Source organism: Streptomyces sp. NPDC048636 (genome assembly GCF_040650655.1).
In the GTDB taxonomy this organism is placed as follows: domain Bacteria; phylum Actinomycetota; class Actinomycetes; order Streptomycetales; family Streptomycetaceae; genus Streptomyces.
The window spans coordinates 690241-710567 of the sequence record NZ_JBEZHR010000001.1 but is presented as its reverse complement, the minus strand read 5'-3'; the positions used below and the strand labels follow the sequence as shown (position 1 = coordinate 710567).

The window sequence follows — 20327 nt, the reverse complement described above, 5'->3', positions numbered from 1 at the left end:
TGACCGTCGGAGGGACAAAGCCGTGGAGGTCAAGATCGGCGTGCAGCACGCGCCCCGCGAGATCACCTTGGAGAGCGGGCAGTCTGCCGAGGAGGTCGAGCGCGTGGTGGCCGACGCGCTCGCTGGCAAGGCTCAGCTGCTGACCCTGGTGGACGACCACGGCCGCAAGGTCCTGGTCCCGGCCGACCGGCTCGCCTATGTCGAGATCGGTGAGTCGAGCGCCCGCAAGGTCGGATTCGGCACGCTCTGAGCGGTCGCACAGATCACGGCGGCGGGCCCGGTGGAGATCCTTCCACCGGGCCCGCCGCCGTTGTCGTACGCGCGGCCGCCGTTGTCGTAAGCGCTGCCGGGCCCATGGCGCGCGCCGGTCGTCGTTCTCCTCGCGCGCGCCCTGCGCGCCCTCCCCGCGCGCACTCCGCCGTCTCCTCCGGGCACTCCCGCATCGCAGGGTTGCCCGCTCCCGGCCACGGGTAGGACGGGCACGACCGACACGTGATCGCGTGTCGGTCCCGGTCCGCTCACGGGAAGGACGCGCCATGATCCTCTGGGAAGCGCTCGGCTCGGTACTGATCGGTCTCGCCACCGCGTACGGGGCGAGCCGCTGGCGCCCCCGAAGGCTGCCCGCACGCCCCCTGGTGCTGTCCACCGGCCCCGGCGGCGCGCTCTTCGGCGCCCTGCTCGCCCATACGGTGCTGGGCTCGGGCCACTCCGCGGCGGTGCTGATCGTCGCGCTCGGGTTCGCTGCGGCGCTGCTGTCGCTGCTGATCCGCCCGGCGGGCCGCACCCGCCGCAGGCGCTCGGTCACGGCCTGAGGCGCCGCCCGGCCACCCCGGGGTGGCCGGACCCGCGATCGGGCCCGGCCGCCCGCCACCGGACAGGGCCCTAGGCCGCCAGGCCCAGCGCCGCCATCCGCTTGGTGTGCGCCTCGGTGATCCGGGAGAACATCCGGCCCACCTCCGCCAGGTCGAAGCCGTCGGCAAGGCCGCCGACCAGCATCGTGGAGAGCGCGTCGCGGTCCGCGACCACCCGCTGCGCCTGCGACAGCGCCTCACCCATCAGCCGCCGCGCCCACAGCGCCAGCCGCCCGCCGACCCGCGGATCGGCCTCGATGGCGGCGCGCACCTTCTCCACCGCGAAGCTGGCGTGGCCGGTGTCGTCGAGCACCTGGAGCACCAGATCCCGGGTGTCCGCGTCGAGCCGGGCGGCCACCTCGCGGTAGAAGTCACTGGCGATCGAATCGCCCACATACGCCTTGACCAGCCCCTCAAGCCAGTCCGACGGCGCGGTCTGGCGGTGGAAGCCGTCCAGCGCGGCGGCGAACGGCTCCATCGCCGCCGTCGGCCGCTCGCCGACCGCCGCAAGCCGGTCCCGCAACCGCTCGAAGTGGTGGAACTCGGCGGACGCCATCTTCGCCAGCTCCGCCTTGTCCTCCAGCGTGGGCGCCAGCTTGGCGTCCTCGGCCAGCCGCTCGAAGGCGGCCAGCTCGCCGTAGGCGAGCGCACCGAGCAGATCCACCACGGCGGCCCGGTACTGCGGATCGGCGGCGGCCGTGTCCCAGTCCTGGGCGGCGACCCCGGTGGCCTCGGCGCCGGGCTCCTGGGGGCTCTTCCCGGGACGGTCCGCCGCGCTCTCCCCGGCGCGGTCCTCGGCGGTGGCTGCGGCGTTCTCAGGCGTGTCAGACGTCTCCATGGAGCGCACAATAGCCCGCTCGGCGGCAGGGGGAAGGGCCTGGTCAGCCCTGGCCCGCGAGGCCGCGCATCCGGTTCCCCGGTCACAGATGCGCGCTTCCGGGGTACAGTGGTATTTGCACCCGTCGCATACCGGCGGGTCGTTCCACGAATGCGGATGCCCGGTCGGTGGCCCGATCGGCTCCAAACCGACCGCCCTCCGCGCGGCGCGCAGTGTTCATGCGCATGGCAGGAGGGACCCCGCTCGCGGCGTGAGCGCTCGAGCGAAGGCAGTGGTCCCGCGCCGAATCGGCCGTCCCTATGGGCCGGTGCACCCGGGCGCTGATGCGACCCCCTTCGCCGCCTCCCGCCGCGTCTCACAGAAGAGGCAAACATCCTGACCACGTTCCGAGAACTCGGGATCCTCCCCGAGACGGCCGAGGCCCTGGAAGCCGTCGGCATCACGTCCCCGTTCCCCATCCAGGAGATGACGCTCCCGGTCGCCCTCTCCGGCACCGATGTCATCGGCCAGGCCAAGACCGGCACCGGCAAGACGCTGGGCTTCGGCCTCCCGCTGCTGGAGCGCGTCATCGTGCCCGCCGACGTCGAGGCCGGCCGGGCCAAGCCCGAGCAGCTCACCGAAGCCCCGCAGGCGCTTGTGGTCGTCCCCACCCGCGAGCTCTGCCAGCAGGTCACCAACGATCTGCTCACCGCCGGCAAGGTCCGCGACGTCCGCGTCCTGTCGATCTACGGCGGCCGCGCCTACGAACCGCAGGTCGAGGCGCTGAAGAAGGGCGTCGACGTGGTCGTCGGCACCCCCGGCCGGCTGCTGGACCTGGCGGGCCAGAAGAAGCTGCGTCTCTCCTCCGTCAAGGCACTCGTCCTCGACGAGGCCGACGAGATGCTCGACCTGGGCTTCCTGCCCGACGTCGAGAAGATCATCCAGCTGCTCCCCGCCAAGCGCCAGACCATGCTGTTCTCGGCGACCATGCCGGGGCAGGTCATCTCGCTGGCCCGCCGCTATATGTCGCAGCCCACCCACATCCGCGCCACCGCGCCGGATGACGAGGGCGCGACCGTGGCCAACATCACCCAGCATGTCTTCCGCGCCCACTCGCTGGACAAGCCGGAGGTCGTGGCACGGGTGCTCCAGGCCGATGGCCGCGGCCTGGCGATGATCTTCTGTCGCACCAAGCGCACCGCCGCCGACATCGCCGACCAGCTCGCCCGGCGCGGTTTCGCGTCCGGCGCGGTCCACGGCGACCTCGGCCAGGGCGCGCGCGAGCAGGCGCTGCGCGCCTTCCGCAACGGCAAGGTCGATGTCCTGGTCTGCACCGACGTCGCCGCGCGCGGTATCGATGTCGAGGGCGTCACCCATGTGATCAATTACCAGTCGCCCGAGGATGAGAAGACCTATCTGCACCGCATCGGCCGCACCGGCCGCGCGGGTGCGTCGGGTATCGCCATCACCCTCGTCGACTGGGACGACATCCCGCGCTGGCAGCTGATCAACAAGGCGCTGGACCTGCCGTTCAACGACCCGGAGGAGACCTACTCCACCTCCGAGCACCTCTTCGAGCTGCTGAGCATCCCCAAGGGCACCACCGGTGTCCTGCCGCGTGCCGAGCGCACCCGGGCCGGGCTGGCCGCCGAGGAGGTCGAGGACCTCGGTGAGACCGGTGGCCGGGGCGGCCGTGGCCGCCGCGGTGCCGCCGCCGCTCCCCCGCAGGAGCGTCCGGCGCGCACCCGCACCCCGCGGGTCCGCCGCCGCACCCGTGGCGGTGTGCGGTCCGAGGCGGGCGCCGTGGAGGGTTCGCCGACCACCGAGACCGGCGCCGAGTCCGCCGCCGACACCGCTGAGGGCGCCACCGAGCCGCGTCAGCCCCGTCGCCGTCGCCGCACCCGCGGTGGTGCGACGGGCGCGGGCGAGGCGGCCACCGCCGCGGTCGAGACGGTGGAGACCGCCGAGACCGCTCAGGCTCCGGCCGAGGAGGCCGAGGCCAAGCCGCGCCGCCGCCGTACCCGGGCCAAGGCGTCGGAGGCCGCCGAAGCGGCCGTCGCGACCGCCGAGGGCACGGACGCGGTGGAGGCGCCGGAGGCCAAGCCGGTCCGCCGCCGCACCCGCACCAAGGCCGCCGCCGCGGTGGAGGCCACCACGGATGCCGCGGAGACGGAGGCGCCGGAGGCCAAGCCGCGCCGCCGCACCCGGGCCAAGGCCGCGGACACCACCGCGACCGCCGAGGCCACCGCGCCCGCGGAGGCGGCCGCCGACGGCGAGGCCAAGCCGGTCCGCCGCCGTCGCCGCACCCGTGCGGCGGCCCAGCCCGAGGCCGCCGCCGAGAGCTGACCGCGGCAGCCACCTCTGAGCGCCTCGGGCCCCGTTCCGCGACACCGCGGACGGGGCCCGAGGCGTTCACGGTCCGTTTCCCGTGGCCTGTATAGCCTCATCCCCATGAGCAGGCCGCCGTTTCTCACACTGCCCGCGGGCGCCCGCGCGTACCGCCTGGGGACCGCGCGCGGGGAGTTCGCCGTCCATGACGCGCGGCCCGGCGCGGCCGCACGCGGCACCGTACTGCTGGTGCCGGGGTTCACCGGCAGCAAGGAAGACTTCATCGCCCTGCTGGAACCGCTGGCCGCGGCGGGTTTCCGGGCGGTCGCGGTGGACGGCCGCGGCCAGTACGAGACGCCCGGGCCCCGGGACCAGACCGCCTACGCCCAGGACGAGTTGGTCCTCGATGTCCTCGCGCAGGCCACGGCGGTCAGTGCCGCCACCGAGGACCCGGTCCATCTGCTCGGGCATTCGCTGGGCGGGCTGATCGCACGGGCCGCCGTACTGCGGGACCCGGGCGCCTTCACCTCGTTGACCATCATGAGTTCCGGTCCGGCGGCCATCTCGGCCGCGCAGCAGGCCCGCACCAAACTGCTGATCGACGCGCTGACCGTGATGGACATGGAGGCCGTCTGGCAGGCGATGCGCGAACTGGATCCACCCGAGGCGGCCGACGCGGCGACCCCGCCCGGTGTGCGGGAGTTCCTCCACCGGCGCTGGCTGGAGACCGTGCCGGAGCAGCTGATCGCGACCGGTCGGCAGCTCAACGCCGAGCCGGACCGGGTCGGTGAGCTCGCGGCGTCCGGGGTGCCCACCCATGTGCTCTCCGGGGAGGTGGACTACGCCTGGCCGGTGCCGCTGATGGACGAGATGGCCGAGCGGCTGTCGGCCCGCCGGACCGTGATCGAGGGCGCCGAGCACTCCCCCAACGTCGAACGGCCGCGGGCCACGGCCGACGCGCTGATCGCGTTCTGGCGCGGCGCGGTCTGAGCCCCGTCGCGGGTCCGTACGGGCCGCTCAGTACTGGGCCTGGAGGTGCTCCCAGAAGCCGTCCCGCAGGGCGCGCCGCAGATCGGCGTGGGCGCGCAGCGAGAGCCGCAGCAGCCCCTCCGCGTCGATCAGCAGCTCCTGGTCGACCGAACCGGGCAGATAGGGGTGGCCCGGCAGGAGCTCGGCCAGCGCCTCCCTGCCCCGTGAGGACAGCCACAGGGCGGCGATCTGCGCTCCGACGAAGCGCACCTCGTCCCGGCTCGGGGCGGGCCCGGAGAGGGCCGTCTCGCCGTTCAGCTCGTAGCCGGCGGCCCGGCGGGTGACGTACGGCTTGCAGAAGTCGAGGTCGAAGGTGCGCTGGCTGTCGACCTCCCACAGCAGCGGTTCGGCCTGGTTACGGCCGTCCGCGGCCTCGATGCCCCACAGATGGACCCGCGCCCCGTAGCCCTGGGCCGCCTCGACGGCCGAGACCAGGTCCTCGTCGCCGCCGATCAGCACGGCGTCGCCGATGGCGCGGTGCCGGGCGAGGGACTCGAGGTCGGAGCGGATGAGGGAGTCGACGCCCTTCTGCTGGTTGTTGGCGTTGAGGTTGCCCAGCCGGACCTTGACGTCGGGCAGCTCCGCGATGCTCTGCTGCTCGGGGCTGTGGATCCGCCGCCGGGCGCCGTCGAACCAGTAGACCCGCAGCAGCCTGCTGTCCGGAAAGATCGTGCGGGCCTTGTCGATGAAGGCCTCGATCAGCCCCTCGGCGTCCAGTTCGAAGGCGCGACGGTCCTCCGTGCCCGCGACCAGCCGCCCGGCCGCCGCGTACACATACCCCGCGTCCACGAAGATCGCGTGGGTGGACGGGGTGGTGGCGACCTCGGCGAGCACGCGTTGCAGCAGCTCATTGGTGCGCTCGATGCCCACGACGATCGAGGCGAGGTCTGGTTGGCCCGAAGGCAGCACGTCACTCATACGCGGTTCATTCTCCGGGCGCCCGCTCGGGGATCACAACCGGGACTCCCTTCGCCACCAGCAGGTATTTAGTCTGGCGAAAAATTTCATTAGCGTAGGGAATGTTTTCAGGGCACACTTTGGTTGCAGACGTACAGGAGGGTGCGGCAGCGAGGCCGCCGCCTCCGTACACATGAGTTCTCCACAGGAGGATCAGACGAAGGGAGAAGCCTTGCGCTTCGAGATCATGCGTCTTGACGATGTCGACGGAAACGCCGTGGACAGCACCGTCGTGGACGCCGCCTCCGTCAACCGGATCGTGCAGCAGGCCGCCGCGATTGGCCAGCGCATCTACATCCGCCCAGCCGAGACCGTCGCCCGGTAGTGCCGTAAGAGGCACGAGACGACGCACGACCGACGCAGTACGCACAGCGCCCCCGTACCAGGATGTACGGGGGCGCTTCGGCGTTCGGGAGCCTCGGTGCGGCGGGCGTTCGGCCGTACCGGGCGCAGCTCAGGCGTTCTGGACCACCTGGATGACACCGTTGATGATCTGCTGCACGGCCAGAGCGGAAAGCATCATTCCGGCCAGTCGGGTGACCAGCACCACTCCGCCCTCCTTGATCACGCGGATGATCAGCAGCGAGTAGCGCATCGTGAGCCACAGCACGACATGCATGGCCACGATGGCGGCCCACACCGCGGCCTGGTCGCCGACGCCCTTCGCGTGCTGCACCGCGAGGATCACCGAGACGATCGCCCCGGGCCCGGCCAGCAGCGGCATCCCGAGCGGGACGAGCGCCACATTGACGTCCTTGGTCTGGGTCGGCTCGTCGTTCTTGCCGGTGAGCAGGTCGAGCGCGATCAGCAGCAGAAGCAGCCCGCCCGCGATCATCAGCGCGGGGACCGAGACATGGAGATAGTCGAGGATCTGCTGACCGGCGACGCCGAAGACGGCGATGACCCCGAAGGCGACGGCGGCGGCCTGGCCCGCCATCCGGCGCTGGACCTTGACGGGGCGGCCCGAGGTCAGCGCCAGGAAGATCGGCGTGATCCCCGGAGGGTCCATGATCACGAAAAGGGTGAGAAAGAGGGATCCGAAGACAGCGGTGTCGAACACGGTGAGGGCCTTGCGCAGACGTGGGCGAGCGGCGGCTCGCGAAGGGGGACGGGGAGGGAGAGGGCGGGTGCGGACGGGAACGGCGGAAACGCGGAACGGTGGGGGCTCAGCCTCGGCCGCCCGCGCCCGGCACCGGGAACGCCCCGGCGGCCCGGCGCACGATCTCGCCGTAGATCTCGGGGTCGGTGGTGTACTCGCCGAGCCGACAGCTCTTACGGCTGCCGTGGTAGTCGCTGGAGCCGGTGGTGAGCAGCGCGTGCTCGGCGGCGAGCCCGCGCAGCCGGGCGCGAGTGGGCTCGTCATGGTCCATGTGGTCGACCTCGATACCGTCCAGCCCCGCGGCGGCCAGTTCGCCGATCGCGCTCTCCGGGACGCACCGCCCGCGCTTGAGGGCCAGCGGATGAGCGAAGACGGTGACCCCGCCCGCCGCCTTGACCAGCCGGATCGCCTCGAAGGGATCCAGCTCGTGCTTCTCGGCATAGGCCCGGCCGCCATCGGCCAGCCACGCCGGGGTGAAGGCGTCCGAGACGCTGTCCACCACGCCCAGCTCGACGAGGGCGGTGGCCAGGTGCGGCCGCCCGACGGCCCCGTCCCCGGCGATCTCCGCCACCCGCTCCCAGGTGATCGGCACGCCCAGCTCCCGCAGCTTGGCGACCATCTGCCGGGCCCGGGGCACCCGGTCGTCGCGGACCAGTTCGCGTTCGCGCGCGAACTCCGGCTCGGCGGGGTCGAAGAGGTACGCGAGCATGTGCATGCTCACGCCGTTCAGCCGACAGGACAGTTCGGCGCCGGTGACCAGGGTGAGGCCCGCCGGCAGCGCCCGTATCGCCTCCTGGTGACCGCCGACGGTGTCGTGGTCGGTCAGCGCGACGACGTCGAGCCCGGCCGCGGCGGCGCCCCGCACCAGCTCGGTGGGGGTGTCCGTACCGTCCGAGGCAGTGGAGTGGGTGTGCAGGTCGATGCGCACGACACGGCTCCAAGCTGCGCGGGAAGGAACGGAGGGGACGCTTCAGGATAACCACCGGCGCGGACCTGCCCGGGTCAGGGGCGGCCAACCCCGCGTGGGACGGCCGCGGTCAGGGGGTCAGGGGGTCAGGGGGTCAGGGGGTCAGGGGGTCAGGGGGTCAGGACAGGATGCGCGGGGAGAGCGCCCCGCACGGCACCAGGTCCACCTCGGCCCCGGCGTCCCGCAGATCGGTGAGCACCATCTCGTCGTACATCAGCAGCCCGGTCTGCTCGGGCCAGACGATCGCCCACAGCCACAGCCCGCACGCCTCGCCCGCGAAGACCGCGCGGTCGTCCGGGGAGCCCTCGACATGCCACAGCGGGGTGGGCCGTCCGGCGGCCAGCACCTTCACATGCGGCGGCTTGTCCACCCGCATCCCCGGCCCGGGGTCGGGCCCCGGGATGCCCGCGTAGCGCGCGCCGAGTCCGACGCCGAGCTCCTCGGCCACCAGCAGCAGCTCACCGGGACCGCCCAGCGGGCCGGGCCCGGAGCAGGCCACGGCGGTGGCGCGGCCGCCGCTGCGATCGTCACCCGCGCACGCCACCCCGGTGAACAGCCAGCCCACGGGCAGCGGCCACGGCATCCAGACCGGGACCCGGGCACGGTTGGTGACCACCACGAGTGCTTCGACGCTCGGCGGGACGACAGGCTGGAGCGGGTGCACCGTGCCGTGCATGCCGCACTGCCAGGAGTCGGCGAAGAGACCGGGCGCTCGCACCCGGCCACCGCACTTCGGGCAACTGGGTTCGCCCCTCATAGGGCCCCACGGTCCTCCCCGGTCGTCCTCGCGTCAAGGACGATCACCCGTCCGGAGGTCGTACGGTCGAAGGCTTTCCGCCCGTACGGCATATGCGGTACGCGGCCTCCGCGCGCCGGTCGGCCGCCCCGCGCCGCCGGGTGTCAGCCGCCCAGCGGGACCCCGGAGCGCACCGGATCGCGCAGGTCCGTACCGTGCCGCAGCCAGCGGTCCTGGAGGGCACCCGCGCCGTGGACCCGCTTCCAGGCCGCCTCGTTCCCCGTCATCGGCAGCAGCGGCAGGAAGCGCACCGGCTCCATGGGCGGCAGCAGCTCCAAGTCCTCGACCAGTCCGCCCGGTTCGGCCACCAGCACGGAGGTGAAGGGCGCACCTGTCCACAGCGGCGCGCCGATGTCGAGCGACGCGCCGGGCGTCACCACCAGCCCCTCCACCTGGGGGGAGGCGGCCAGTACGGCGAGCGGGCGCAGCACCTCGTCCAGGACCCCGGTGCCGGGGCCCGTACCGCCGGCGCGCACGGTGAGCACCAGCTCGGCGCGCGGTCCGCGCAGCGGGTCGGCGAGGGCGGCGGTGGGATCGGTCATCGGGGTGTCCGACATGCCGAGGGTGGCGTAGCGGACGGCGTCCCCCTCCCCCCGGAACCGCAGCACCTCGATACGGTCCGTGCCGACGAAGGTGACGGCCGCGCGGGCGTCCGGCTGCCCCAGGGCGGTGATCAACCGGGCCTCGACCAGCTGAAGTACGTCTGACATGCGGTGAGCATAGATCGCGTATCGAACAGGCAAAGCGGCGACGTATCGCTTCTGCCGACTGATAGCCTTTACCTCTGCCCAGGGAGTTACACGTCGTCCCCCACGGGGGACCGGCCGGAGGAGGTGGGGCTGCGGTGGATCCGAGTCGACCGTGCAGTACCGACAGTTCTCCCGTCGTTTCCCCTGAGGATGCGCACGCCTGATCTGAGCCTTCCGTACCCCACCGCCTCGCGGTGAAACACGTGAAGTCAGTTCGCATCCAGGGCATGTGGCGGCAGAGCGCCTTCGTTCCGCTTTGTTCTGTTTTCTTACACGACCCGTCAGCGCCATCGCACGGAGCGCCGCCCGCTTTGCGGACGTACCGATGCCCATCGTCGTACGTCCACCTTCCGGGTGCCGCGCTGCGCCCCGCGCCCGCCGCTGACGGCCCGCCCGTGAAGGAGCCCGTCATGTCGATGATCCGTGACCTGCGCGCAGCCGTCCGCCCCGCCCTGCGCCGGACCCGCACCGCCCACAACTACGACGCCACCCGTGACCCGTCGGTCACCAGCGCCGTGGTCGACTGCGCGGTCTACCGGGACGGACGACGGGTCAGCGACCACGTCAGCCCGGCGAAGGCGATGGAGCGGGTGCGGGCCGAGGGCGGGTTCGCATGGATCGGTCTGCATGAGCCGAACGAGCGTGAGTTCGCCGGAATCGCCCAGGAGTTCGGGCTGCACCCGCTGGCCGTCGAGGACGCGGTCCAGGCGCATCAGCGGCCCAAGCTGGAGCGGTACGACGACACCCTGTTCACCGTCTTCAAGACCATCCACTACGTGGAGCACGCCGAACTCACCGCGACCAGCGAGGTGGTGGAGACCGGCGAGGTGATGTGCTTCACCGGCCGGAACTTCATCGTGACGGTCCGGCACGGCGGCCAGGGCTCGCTGCGCGCGCTGCGCCACCGCCTCCAGGACGACCCGGAGCTGCTGGCCAAGGGCCCCTCGGCGGTGCTGCACTCCATCGCCGACCAGGTGGTCGACGGCTATCTCGCGGTCGCCGCCGCCGTCCAGGACGATATCGACGAGGTGGAGATCGACGTCTTCTCGGCGGCGACCTCCCGGCGCGGCGGTGACGCGGGCCGGATCTACCAGCTCAAGCGTGAGGTGCTGGAGTTCAAGCGGGCGGTCTCGCCGCTGCTGCGGCCGATGCAGCTGCTGAGCGAGCGTCCGATGCGGCTGGTGGACCCGGACATCCAGAAGTACTTCCGGGATGTGGCGGACCACCTGGCCCGGGTCAATGAGCAGGTGCTGTCCTTCGACGACCTGCTGAACTCGATCCTCCAGGCCAATCTGGCGCAGGCGACCGTCGCGCAGAACGAGGACATGCGCAAGATCACCTCATGGGCGGCGATCTTCGCCGTGCCCACGATGATCGCGGGGATCTACGGCATGAACTTCGACTACATGCCGGAGCTGCGCTGGAAGTTCGGCTACCCGGCCGTGCTGCTGGTCACCGTCGGGATCTGCTTCGCCATCCACCGGGGCTTCAAGCGCAACGGCTGGCTGTAGCCCGCCGGCCTTCCGGCGGTCCGCCAGGATCACCAGGGTGAGCCCGCCGAGGATCACCGCGAGCGCCGGGTAGGCGGCCGCGGGCGGCGTCTGGCCTAGCCAGAGCGCCGCGATCAGCGCCGCCCCCGGTGTCTCCAGCAGCACCGCGGTGGAGGTGACGGAGGGGCCGAGACCGCGCACCACCCGGTTGATCAGGGTGTGCCCCAGCAGCTGGGCGGTCACGGTCAACACGGCCAGCTGAAGCCAGGTGACGCCCTGGTAGCCGCCGAGCGCGGCGCCCGAGCCCAGACAGACGGTCAGCAGCAGCGCGCTGGTGGTGGCGTAGCAGACGAGGGTGTACGCGGTGGTGCTCACCGAGCGGCGCACCTCCGCCCCGAGCACCACATACCCGGCCCCGGCCACACCGCCGACCAGCGCGAGCGCGTCGCCCAGCAGCGCGCGGGGCGAGGCCGACAGATCGACACCGGTGAGGATGACCACACCGAGCAGTGCGAGCCCCATGCCCAGCCACACCCGCGCGGACGGGCGGTGGCCGCGCAGCCGCAGCAGCAGCGCGGTCCAGATGGGAGTGGTGGTGACCAGCGCGGTGGACGAGGCGACGGAGGTCATCCGCAGACTCGGCAGCCAGGTGCCGAAGTGCACCGCGAGCAGCGCCCCGGCCGCGGCCGACAACAGCACCGCCCGGCGCCCCATCCCGCGCAGCTCGGCCCGGTGGCGCCAGAGCGCGAACGGGGCCAGCGCGCCGACCGCCATGGCGTTCCGCCAGAAGGCGATGGCGAGGGCGGGCGCGGCCGTCGCGGCGGCCAGCGGCGCCGAGAACGAGACCCCGGCCACGGCCACCGCGAGCAGCACGGCGTCCAGCGGGAGCGGGGTGCGGGCGGCCGCGCCGCCGGTGCCGTCCGGCGCTTCTGCGGCGGAGCTGTGGGCGGGGCGGGCGGTGGACACCCCTTCAGCGTAGGACGCGTGCGCGGACCGGGAAACGGTCGTCCCGCGGGCCGGGACGGCCACCGGGCGCCCGGCGGCGGCCCCGGGCACACGTCCTAGGCTGTGCACATGACGCAGACGCCGATGGACCGCGCCCTTGTCGAGGAGGCGGCCAAGAAGTCCGCCCTCATCTGGGTCCAGGGGAGCGAGGGTGCCGCCCGCCCGCTGTGGCACATCTGGCACGACGGCGCCGTCTGCCTGGTCGGGGACGGCCCCGACGAGCAGCCCCTCACCGGTCTCGGCCTCACCGACGGCGGCACCGCCACAGTGACGGTGCGCAGCAAGGACAAGGGCGGGCGGCTGGTCGGCTTTCCCGCGCGGGTGGTGGAGCTGGCCCCGCACGGCGAGGCGTGGACCGCGGCGGTGGACGAGCTCAAGGGCAAGCGGCTGAACGCGGTGGAAGCCGACCGGATCGCCGAGCGGTGGGCGAGCGGCAGCCGGGTGCTGCGGCTGGAGCCCGCGCCGGGCGCGCTCGCCGAGCAGCCCACCGGTTCGCTGGCGGCGGCCCCGCTGCCGTCCGGTGCGATCACCCGCCGTGCGATGCCCGCGGCGCTGCCGAAACTGCTGGCGCGCGGCCGCCGGGGCCGTAAGCGGTAAGGCTCGGCCCGCCCGTCGGGGCCGTAGAGGCTCGTCCCCGGCCGCCGGGGCCGTTAAGCGGCAGGTGCTACGGCCCTTCGGGGATCTGCCGTCCGTAGTCCAGGACATGGTCCTTGTCCGGTGCGGTCAGGGTGAAGTCCTTGTTCCAGTCGGCCAGCCGGATCACTCCCGCGCGCCCCGCCCGCTGCAACCGCAGGGGGTACGGGCGGCCCTCGAGGGAGACGTCCAGCGAGCCGCCCTCACCGCCCTTGCCGCCGAGCACCCGGATGGTGCGCACACCGCTCACCTCGCCGCGGTCCCCCGAGGTGATCTCGCCATGCAGTCCCAGCAGCCCCTCGAGCATCACCTTCTTGTCGGTGAAACCGGTGAGCCGCCGGTAGGAGGGATCGCCGGAGGGGACCTTCACATATTTGTCGTCGAGCTTGTGCGCGGCGTCACCGGAGGCGCCCTGGCCCGCCTCGGCGCTCTTGCCGTGCTGGGACGACCAGAAGCCCTCGTCCGCCTTGAGGTAGAGGTCCTTGCCGACGCGCAGCAGCTCGAAGGTGCTGCCCTTGGTGGAGACCTGGCCGGTGCCGCCGCCGTCCTTGAGCCGCATGTTCAGGGTGTAGGTGCGCCCCTTGGTGACGAGGTTGCCGGACAGCCGGACCGCTCTCGCGCTCCCGGCGGCCGTACGGGCCTTGCCCTCGATCTTGGCGGCGGGCAGTTTGCCCACGCCGTTGGTGCCCGCGTCGGGGTCCTTGTCCCCCTCGCCGCCGCACGCCACAAGCGTCGCGGCCAACCCCGCGCACATCGCCGCGACGAGGGCGCTCTTCCGGGTGCGCACGTCCGCTCTGCCTCCTGATGCCGATGCAGTAGGGCAGCGTACCGGTGCCGTCCACGGGTGTCCGCAGGGTGCCGGACGGCCGCTCGTCCGGCGGCACGGCGGGTCGGGGCACGTTAGCCTGAACCCGGCAAAACGGCACGAAAATGAGCAGACGCGACACACGCCCGGAAAGCCATCACGGGCCACGGACGAGGAGGGGCGTGACATGCCGGCAGGCGCCCCCAGGGTCTTCGTCTCGCACCTCGCGGGTGTCGCCGTCTTCGATCCCAACGGCGACCAGGTGGGGCGGGTCCGCGATCTGGTGGCGATGTTGCGGCTGGCCGGACGGCCGCCACGGGTGCTCGGCCTGGTGGTCGAGGTGATCGGCCGCCGCCGGATCTTCCTGCCCATGACCCGGGTGACCGGGGTCGAGTCCGGCCAGGTCATCTCCACCGGCGTGATCAACATGCGCCGCTTCGAACAGCGCCCCACCGAGACGCTGATCCTCGGTGAACTGCTCGACCGCCGGGTGCGGCTGGTGGAGTCGGGCGAGGAGGTCACCGTCCTGGACGTGGCGATGGGCCAGCTGCCCGCGCGCCGCGAATGGGAGATCGACAAAGTCCATGTCCGGCGCGGCAAATCCGGGGCGCTGCGCCGCCGCGGCGAGTCACTGACCGTCGACTGGTCGGCCGTCACCGGCTTCTCGCTGGAGGAGCACGGCCAGGGCGCGGAGAACCTGCTCGCCACCTTCGAACGGCTGCGCCCCGCCGACCTCGCCAACGTACTGCACCACCTCTCCGCCAAGCGGCGCGGCGAGGTGGCCGCGGCGCTGGACGACGACCGGCTCGCGGACGTCCTGGAGGAACTGCCCGACGACGACCAGGTGGAGATCCTCGGCAAGCTCGAGGAGGAGCGCGCCGCCGACGTCCTGGAGGCCATGGACCCCGATGACGCGGCCGATCTCCTCTCCGAGCTGCCCGAGGAGGACAAGGAACGGCTGCTCGGTCTGATGCGTCCGCGCGACGCCGCCGATATGCGCCGTCTGATGTCCTACGAGGAGGGCTCGGCCGGTGGGCTGATGACCACCGACCCGATCGTGCTGCGGCCGGACGCCACGGTGGCGGACGCGCTGGCCCGGGTGCGCATCCAGGACCTGACCCCGGCGCTGGCCGCCCAGGTGTACGTATGCCGTCCGCCGGACGAGACCCCCACCGGGCGCTACCTGGGCACCATCCACTTCCAACGGCTGCTGCGCGACCCGCCGTTCACGCTCGTCGCCTCGATCGTGGACACCGATCTGCCGCCGCTGCCGCCGGACACCCAGCTGACCGTGGTCGCCAGCCATCTGGCGGTCTACAACCTGCTGGCGGCGCCGGTGGTGGACGAGGGCGGCTCGCTGCTCGGCGCGGTGACCGTGGACGACGTCCTGGACCATCTGCTGCCGCCCGACTGGCGGGAGCGGGAGCTGCACACCGGGGTACCCGTGCCGGGGGCCGCCGATGGACGGTGAGAGCCGCCTTGACCGGCCCAAACCGCGGCGCCGCAGTCCGCTGCCGGCCTGGGACCCCGAGGCGTTCGGCAAGGCGTCGGAGCGGATCGCGCGCTTCCTGGGCACCGGCCGCTTCATCGCCTGGATGACGGCCTTCGTCGTCCTGTGGGTGGCCTGGAACACCCTGGTCCCGGACCGGCTCCGGTTCGACCCCTTCCCGTTCATCTTCCTGACGCTGATGCTGTCGCTCCAGGCGTCGTACTCCGCGCCGCTGATCCTGCTCGCCCAGTACCGGCAGGCCGACCGCGACCGCGTCAACCTCGAGCAGGACCGCAAGCAGAACGAACGGTCCATCGCCGACACCGAGTATCTGACCCGGGAGATCGCGGCGTTGCGGGTGGGCCTGGGCGAGGTCGCCACCCGGGACTGGATCCGCTCCGAGTTCGAGGACCTGATCAGGGAGCTGGACGAGGGGCGGGCCGCCCCGGCCAGGAGTGAGGAACGCGACCGCTGACGGGCTTTCCGTGGCTCACCCGGAGCGCCGTACCATCTCCATATGGCTACCGACACTCCCCCATCGCCGAGCGAGGACGCGGTCCGCGCCGCGCTCGCCACGGTCAACGACCCGGAGATCCACAAGCCGATCACCGACCTCGGCATGGTCAAATCCGTGGACATCGCCGCCGACGGCGCGGTCGCGGTGGTGGTCTACCTCACGGTCTCCGGCTGTCCGATGCGGGAGACGATCACGACCAATGTGCGGGACGCGGTCGCCCGGGTCGACGGTGTGACCTCGGTCACCGTCGAGCTCGATGTGATGAGCGACGAGCAGCGCCGTGAGCTGGCCTCCTCGCTGCGCGGCGGACAGGCCGAGCGCGAGGTGCCGTTCGCCCAGCCCGGCTCCCTCACCCGGGTCTACGCGGTGGCCTCCGGCAAGGGCGGCGTCGGCAAGTCCTCGGTCACCGTCAACCTGGCCGCGGCGCTGGCCGCCGACGGTCTGAAGGTCGGCGTGGTGGACGCCGACATCTACGGCCACTCCGTGCCGCGCATGCTGGGCGCCGAGGGACGGCCCACCCAGGTCGAGAACATGATCATGCCGCCGTCGGCGAACGGTGTGAAGGTGATCTCGATCGGGATGTTCACCCCGGGCAACGCCCCGGTGGTGTGGCGCGGGCCGATGCTGCACCGCGCGCTCCAGCAGTTCCTGGCCGATGTCTACTGGGGCGACCTCGACGTACTGCTCCTGGACCTGCCCCCGGGCACCGGCGATATCGCCATCTCCGTGGCCCAGCTGGTGCCCAACGCCGAGATCCTGGTGGTGACCACGCCGCAGCAGGCCGCCGCCGAGGTCGCCGAGCGGGCCGGGTCGATCGCCGTGCAGACCCATCAGAAGATCGTCGGCGTGGTGGAGAACATGTCCGGGCTGCCCTGCCCGCACTGCGACGAGATGGTCGACGTGTTCGGCACCGGCGGCGGCCAGGTGGTCGCGGACGGGCTCAGCCGGACCACCGGTACGACGGTGCCGGTCCTCGGCTCCATCCCGATCGACGTCCGGCTGCGCGAGGGCGGCGACGAGGGCAAGCCGGTCGTGCTCACCGACCCCGACTCCCCGGCGGGCGCCGCGCTCAAGGCGATCGCGGGCAAGATCGGCGGACGGCAGCGCGGGCTCGCGGGCATGTCGCTGGGCGTCACCCCGCGCAACAAGTTCTGACGGCATCGAGCGGCGGGGGTGGCCGGTCTCCTGGGAGACCGGCCACCCCCGCCGCTCATGTGTCTGCCGTGCGTCGGCCCTCAGCCGTCGGTGTCGTACTCGGTGATGTCCTTGATCACCGAGAAGCCGAGCCCGTAGGCGCTCATCCCGCGCCCGTACGCACCGATATGCACCCCGTCACGGGCGGATCCGGCCAGCACCCAGCCGTACTCGGACTCGCGGTAGTGGAAGTCGGTCGGCACCCCGTCCACCGGCAGCGACAGGGCGGTCCAGCCCTCGCCCTCGAGGTCGTCCGCCAGCTCCCAGGCGATCGCCGTCTGCTGGTCCAGCCAGTCCTGGCGCAGCGACCGCTCCATCCGCGTCGGCCAGGTGCACGACAACAGACCGGAGCCGGCCAGCCAGGCGGCCGAGGAGACCGAGGTGGCCTCCAGGACGCCGGTGCCGTCCGCGCTGTCCCGCACCGGGCGGCTGGCGACGGTGACCACCACCGCGAAGCGCTGCTGGTCCATATCGGTCTCCACCCGCAGCGACGGCTCCTCGCCGTGGCCGGTGGAGCCGTACTCGACGGTGCCGTCCGCCGCCGCGCCCACCTGCATCAGCCAGCGGGGGCCCGTGAACGCCTCGTCAAGCCCGTACCAGGGGAACGCGGCCAGCAGATAGCCATCGACGCTCCGCCGGGCGTCGGCGGGCATTCCTTGCGCGGCTGCGCCCACTCCCTGCACCCCTAGCCGACTCGTCGTCTCCATGTGCGCGCGGCCTCCTCATTGCCCTGCGTCGTGGGCGGCCCGCCCCCCTCAGGCGACCTCACCCCGGACAAAGGGAGGATAGCCATACGGGTCAACCAGGCCGGGCATAGGTGGGATCAAGTGGCGTCGGAGTCGAAAGGCGGACGGTCCTCACGACGCGGCTCATCCCGCTTGCGCAGCAGGTCAGGGGTGCCGGAACCGGACGACAGAGCGGACGGCGAGGAGGAGTCGGAGCCGCCTGAAGAGCCCTGGGCGGGCTCACTCTCCCGGCCGTGCACCGCATCGGCGACCTCCGCCATCTCCTTGCGGAGGTCGAAGCCGTTGCGGATCTCCTTCAGGCCCAGCTCATCCGAGTCCATGACGTGCTTGCGCACGAACGTCTTGGGGTTGAGGTCCTCGAACTCGAAGTCCTTGAACTCCGGCCCCAGCTCGGAGCGGATGTCCTCCTTGGCGCTGTCGGAGAACTCCCGGATCTTACGGATGAACTGCGACACATCCCTGACCACCTTCGGCAGCTTGTCCGGGCCGAAGACGAGCACCGCGAGGACGACGAGCGCGACAAGCTCGAGAGGTCCTATGTCCAACACCGTGCAGCTCCTAGAGATGTCCCGTGGCCACGGTCCAGGCCACTCCACACGGTACCTGTCGGCGGGGGTGACACGGGAGACGGCCGGGCCAACATCCGGGTCAGCCCTCGCTGCTCGCCGAGCCCAGGGAGAGCTCCACCGAACGCTTGTCGCCGTCCCGCTTCAGGGTCAGCTCCAGCCGGTCCCCGGGGCGGTGGCTACGGATCTTGACGATCAGCTCCTGGGCGCTGTGCACCCGCACCCCGTCCACCGCGGTGATCACGTCACCGGCCTCGATCCCGGCCTCGTCGCCCGGTCCGCCCGGCTTCACCGGGGGGCCGCCGACACCCTTGGTGTTCACCCGGGCACCATCGCCCTGGTACTCCATGTCCAGCGTGACGCCGATCACCGGGTGGGTGGCCTTGCCGGTGTTGATCAGCTCCTCGGCCACCCGTTTGCCCTGGTTGATCGGGATCGCGAAGCCCAGGCCGATGCTGCCGCCCTGGCTGCCGAGCTCGGAGCCGTCGTCGGCGGCGCGGATCGCGCTGTTGATGCCGATGACGCGGGCCTTGCCGTCGACCAGCGGGCCGCCGGAGTTTCCCGGGTTGATCGGGGCGTCGGTCTGGAGCGCGTCCACATAGCTGACGTCGCTGCCGTCGCCCTTCTCACCGCCCGCGGTGATGGGGCGCTCCTTGGCGCTGATGATGCCGGAGGTGACGGTGCCCTCCAGGTCGAACGGGGCGCCGATGGCCACCACGGGGTCGCCGACCCGCACCGAGTCGGAGTTGCCCAGCGGCAGCGGACGGAGCCCGGAGACGCCCTCGACCTTGATCACGGCGAGGTCGTAGCCCGCGTCCCGGCCGATCACCCTGGCACCGGCGGTGTGGCCGCCGTTGAACGTCACCGTTATCTCGCCGCCCGTGCCCGCGGGCTCCACGACGTGGTTGTTGGTGAGGATGTGGCCGTCGTCGTCGAGAACGAAGCCGGTGCCGGTGCCCTCGGCCGAACCGCCGCGGACATGGATGGTCACCACGCCCGGCAGCGCGCGGGCGGCGATACCCGCGATGGAGCCGGGGGCTCGCGGCCGGCTGTCGACCGGGGCCTGCGGCAGCTTGACGTCACCGCCGCCGTTGGCACGGTCGTGCTCCAGATAGCCGCCGATGGCGCCGCCGAGGCAACCGGCGACCAGCGCGATCAGCAGCACCGCGATCCAGCCGCGACGGCGGCTGACCGTCCGGGGCGAGGGGGGCGACGGGGGCGCGCCCCAGGGGTCGTACTGCCGCCACTGCGCCGCCGACGGCGCCGCGCTCTCGGCGGGGGACGGCGGCACCTGGGTGCCGTGGGGCGGGGTCATCCCCGCATGCGGCATCCCCGCAGGAACGCCCTGCGGCGGCACGGCCGCGCCCCCGGGCGCCGGCGGCGCCCCATGCCCCGGGGCCGCCCCCGGGGGGAGGTGCGTGCCCCGCCCGGGAGTGGCCCCGGGCGGGATGGGGACGCCGTGGCCCGCGGTGGCCCCCTGCGGGACCGGGGTGCCGTGGCCGGGGGTCGCCCCCTGGACCGGAGCGTCGTGGCCCGGAGTCGCACCGGGCGGAACCGCGGTTCCGTGGCCGGGCGTCGCGCCCGGCGGCAGGTGGGTGCCGTGCCCCGGGGTCGCACCCGGCGGAACCGGGGCTCCGTGCTCGGGGTTCGCCCCGGGCGGGACGGGGACGCCGTGGCCCGCGGGGGCCCCCTGCGGGACGGGGGCGCCATGGCCTGCGGTGGCCCCCTGCGGGACCGGGGTGCCGTGGCCGGGGGTCGCCCCCTGGACCGGAGCGTCGTGGCCCGGAGTCGCGCCCGGCGGCACCGCGGTGCCATGGGCCGGGGTTGCCCCAGGCGGCAGGTGGGTGCCGTGGGCCGGGGTCGCGCCCGGCGGGACCTGGGTGCCGTGCCCGGGGGTGGCCCCGGGTGGGACCGGGGTGCCGTGGGCCGGGGTGGGGACCGGGTGCTGGACGGGGGGTGCGGGGGCCCAGGGGCCGGGGCCCCCGTAGGGCGGGGTGCTGTACGGGTCGGGCTCGTGCAGCGGACGGGCGGGCGGCACCGCGTCCTCGGGCTCACCGCCCGGTCCGGTGGTCTCCTCGCCCGCGACGGGAGCGCCGGTCCGCCGGGCGTCGTCCTGTCCGGCGGTCCCGTCCACCGCGCCGGGGCTCTCCTCGGCCGTGGCCGGGGTCTCCTCCTCCGCCGCCGTCGGCCGGTCGTCTCCGGGTCGGGCGGCCGGACGGCTCCACCACTTCGGCTTCGGCTTGGGCCCGGGGGCCTTCCGCTCGTCCATGATCTCCCCAAGTTCCCGCG

General features: G+C 72.8%; 20 protein-coding genes and 1 pseudogene. 10 read left to right on the top strand and 11 right to left on the bottom strand.

Features of this window, described 5'->3' with window-relative positions; genetic code table 11:
• Positions 1–22: 22 nt before the first annotated feature.
• Positions 23–250, top strand: a complete 228-nt coding sequence (locus tag AB0C66_RS03310; protein WP_362432177.1) for a DUF3107 domain-containing protein — start codon at positions 23–25, stop codon at positions 248–250.
• A gap of 286 nt (positions 251–536) precedes the next feature.
• On the top strand, positions 537–812 hold the full coding sequence (locus tag AB0C66_RS03305) for a hypothetical protein (RefSeq protein WP_362432174.1): 276 nt from the start codon (positions 537–539) through the stop codon (positions 810–812).
• A gap of 70 nt (positions 813–882) precedes the next feature.
• On the opposite strand, the gene AB0C66_RS03300 is transcribed toward AB0C66_RS03305, so the two are convergent.
• A complete protein-coding gene (locus AB0C66_RS03300) occupies positions 883–1689 on the bottom strand; it encodes a ferritin-like fold-containing protein (protein WP_362432172.1) in 807 nt (268 codons plus the stop codon).
• A gap of 465 nt (positions 1690–2154) precedes the next feature.
• On the opposite strand from AB0C66_RS03300, the gene AB0C66_RS03295 reads away from it, so the two are divergent.
• On the top strand, positions 2155–4014 hold the full coding sequence (locus AB0C66_RS03295) for a DEAD/DEAH box helicase (protein WP_362432169.1): 1860 nt from the start codon (positions 2155–2157) through the stop codon (positions 4012–4014).
• A gap of 105 nt (positions 4015–4119) precedes the next feature.
• The gene (locus tag AB0C66_RS03290) at positions 4120–4986 is read left to right on the top strand and encodes an alpha/beta hydrolase (protein WP_362432167.1); all 867 of its coding nucleotides are present in this window, start codon (positions 4120–4122) and stop codon (positions 4984–4986) included.
• A gap of 27 nt (positions 4987–5013) precedes the next feature.
• Here AB0C66_RS03290 and AB0C66_RS03285 read toward each other — a convergent pair whose 3' ends face one another.
• Positions 5014–5943, bottom strand: a complete 930-nt coding sequence (locus tag AB0C66_RS03285) for an NYN domain-containing protein (protein WP_362432165.1) — start codon at positions 5941–5943, stop codon at positions 5014–5016.
• 211 nt (positions 5944–6154) lie between these two features.
• On the opposite strand from AB0C66_RS03285, the gene AB0C66_RS03280 reads away from it, so the two are divergent.
• Positions 6155–6307, top strand: a complete 153-nt coding sequence (locus AB0C66_RS03280; protein ID WP_254738213.1) for a hypothetical protein — start codon at positions 6155–6157, stop codon at positions 6305–6307.
• 129 nt (positions 6308–6436) lie between these two features.
• On the opposite strand, the gene AB0C66_RS03275 is transcribed toward AB0C66_RS03280, so the two are convergent.
• From AB0C66_RS03275 to AB0C66_RS03260, 4 genes are all read right to left on the bottom strand, one after another.
• Positions 6437–7042, bottom strand: coding sequence for a MarC family protein (locus AB0C66_RS03275; RefSeq protein ID WP_362432162.1), 606 nt, complete (start codon positions 7040–7042; stop codon positions 6437–6439).
• 106 nt (positions 7043–7148) lie between these two features.
• A complete protein-coding gene (locus tag AB0C66_RS03270; RefSeq protein WP_362432159.1) occupies positions 7149–8009 on the bottom strand; it encodes a PHP domain-containing protein in 861 nt (286 codons plus the stop codon).
• Between the two features lie 157 nt (positions 8010–8166).
• Entirely contained in the window at positions 8167–8805 is a 639-nt protein-coding gene (locus AB0C66_RS03265; protein ID WP_362432157.1) for a DUF6758 family protein, read from the bottom strand.
• 143 nt (positions 8806–8948) lie between these two features.
• The gene (locus tag AB0C66_RS03260; RefSeq protein ID WP_362432154.1) at positions 8949–9554 is read right to left on the bottom strand and encodes a suppressor of fused domain protein; all 606 of its coding nucleotides are present in this window, start codon (positions 9552–9554) and stop codon (positions 8949–8951) included.
• Between the two features lie 449 nt (positions 9555–10003).
• On the opposite strand from AB0C66_RS03260, the gene AB0C66_RS03255 reads away from it, so the two are divergent.
• A complete protein-coding gene (locus tag AB0C66_RS03255) occupies positions 10004–11104 on the top strand; it encodes a magnesium and cobalt transport protein CorA (protein WP_362432152.1) in 1101 nt (366 codons plus the stop codon).
• Between the two features lie 12 nt (positions 11105–11116).
• Here AB0C66_RS03255 and AB0C66_RS03250 read toward each other — a convergent pair.
• Positions 11117–11965, bottom strand: a pseudogene (locus AB0C66_RS03250) (DMT family transporter); the annotation flags it as partial.
• A gap of 192 nt (positions 11966–12157) precedes the next feature.
• Here AB0C66_RS03250 and AB0C66_RS03245 point away from each other — a divergent pair.
• The gene (locus AB0C66_RS03245) at positions 12158–12685 is read left to right on the top strand and encodes a hypothetical protein (RefSeq protein ID WP_362432149.1); all 528 of its coding nucleotides are present in this window, start codon (positions 12158–12160) and stop codon (positions 12683–12685) included.
• A gap of 67 nt (positions 12686–12752) precedes the next feature.
• On the opposite strand, the gene AB0C66_RS03240 is transcribed toward AB0C66_RS03245, so the two are convergent.
• On the bottom strand, positions 12753–13508 hold the full coding sequence (locus AB0C66_RS03240) for a hypothetical protein (protein WP_362432146.1): 756 nt from the start codon (positions 13506–13508) through the stop codon (positions 12753–12755).
• A gap of 205 nt (positions 13509–13713) precedes the next feature.
• Between AB0C66_RS03240 and AB0C66_RS03235 the strand changes: the two genes are divergently transcribed.
• The 3 genes from AB0C66_RS03235 to AB0C66_RS03225 are packed head-to-tail and all read left to right on the top strand — an operon-like array spanning position 13714 to position 16687.
• Positions 13714–14997, top strand: a complete 1284-nt coding sequence (locus AB0C66_RS03235) for a CBS domain-containing protein (RefSeq protein WP_362432144.1) — start codon at positions 13714–13716, stop codon at positions 14995–14997.
• Positions 14987–15490: a DUF1003 domain-containing protein gene (locus AB0C66_RS03230; protein WP_362432142.1), complete on the top strand. Its 504-nt coding sequence runs from the start codon at positions 14987–14989 to the stop codon at positions 15488–15490. The genes AB0C66_RS03235 and AB0C66_RS03230 overlap by 11 nt, the downstream gene beginning before the upstream one ends.
• 42 nt (positions 15491–15532) lie before the next feature.
• A complete protein-coding gene (locus AB0C66_RS03225; protein WP_362432140.1) occupies positions 15533–16687 on the top strand; it encodes a P-loop NTPase in 1155 nt (384 codons plus the stop codon).
• Between the two features lie 80 nt (positions 16688–16767).
• On the opposite strand, the gene AB0C66_RS03220 is transcribed toward AB0C66_RS03225, so the two are convergent.
• The 3 genes from AB0C66_RS03220 to AB0C66_RS03210 all read right to left on the bottom strand — a co-directional run bounded on the left by AB0C66_RS03220 (position 16768) and on the right by AB0C66_RS03210 (position 20307).
• Complete coding sequence (locus AB0C66_RS03220) at positions 16768–17433, bottom strand: hypothetical protein (RefSeq protein WP_362432137.1); 666 nt, start codon at positions 17431–17433, stop codon at positions 16768–16770.
• A gap of 116 nt (positions 17434–17549) precedes the next feature.
• Positions 17550–18020: a sec-independent translocase gene (locus tag AB0C66_RS03215; protein ID WP_362432134.1), complete on the bottom strand. Its 471-nt coding sequence runs from the start codon at positions 18018–18020 to the stop codon at positions 17550–17552.
• Between the two features lie 100 nt (positions 18021–18120).
• Positions 18121–20307 (bottom strand): trypsin-like peptidase domain-containing protein, encoded by a 2187-nt coding sequence (locus AB0C66_RS03210; RefSeq protein WP_362432132.1) that lies wholly within the window; start codon positions 20305–20307, stop codon positions 18121–18123.
• Between the last annotated feature and the right edge of the window lie 20 nt (positions 20308–20327).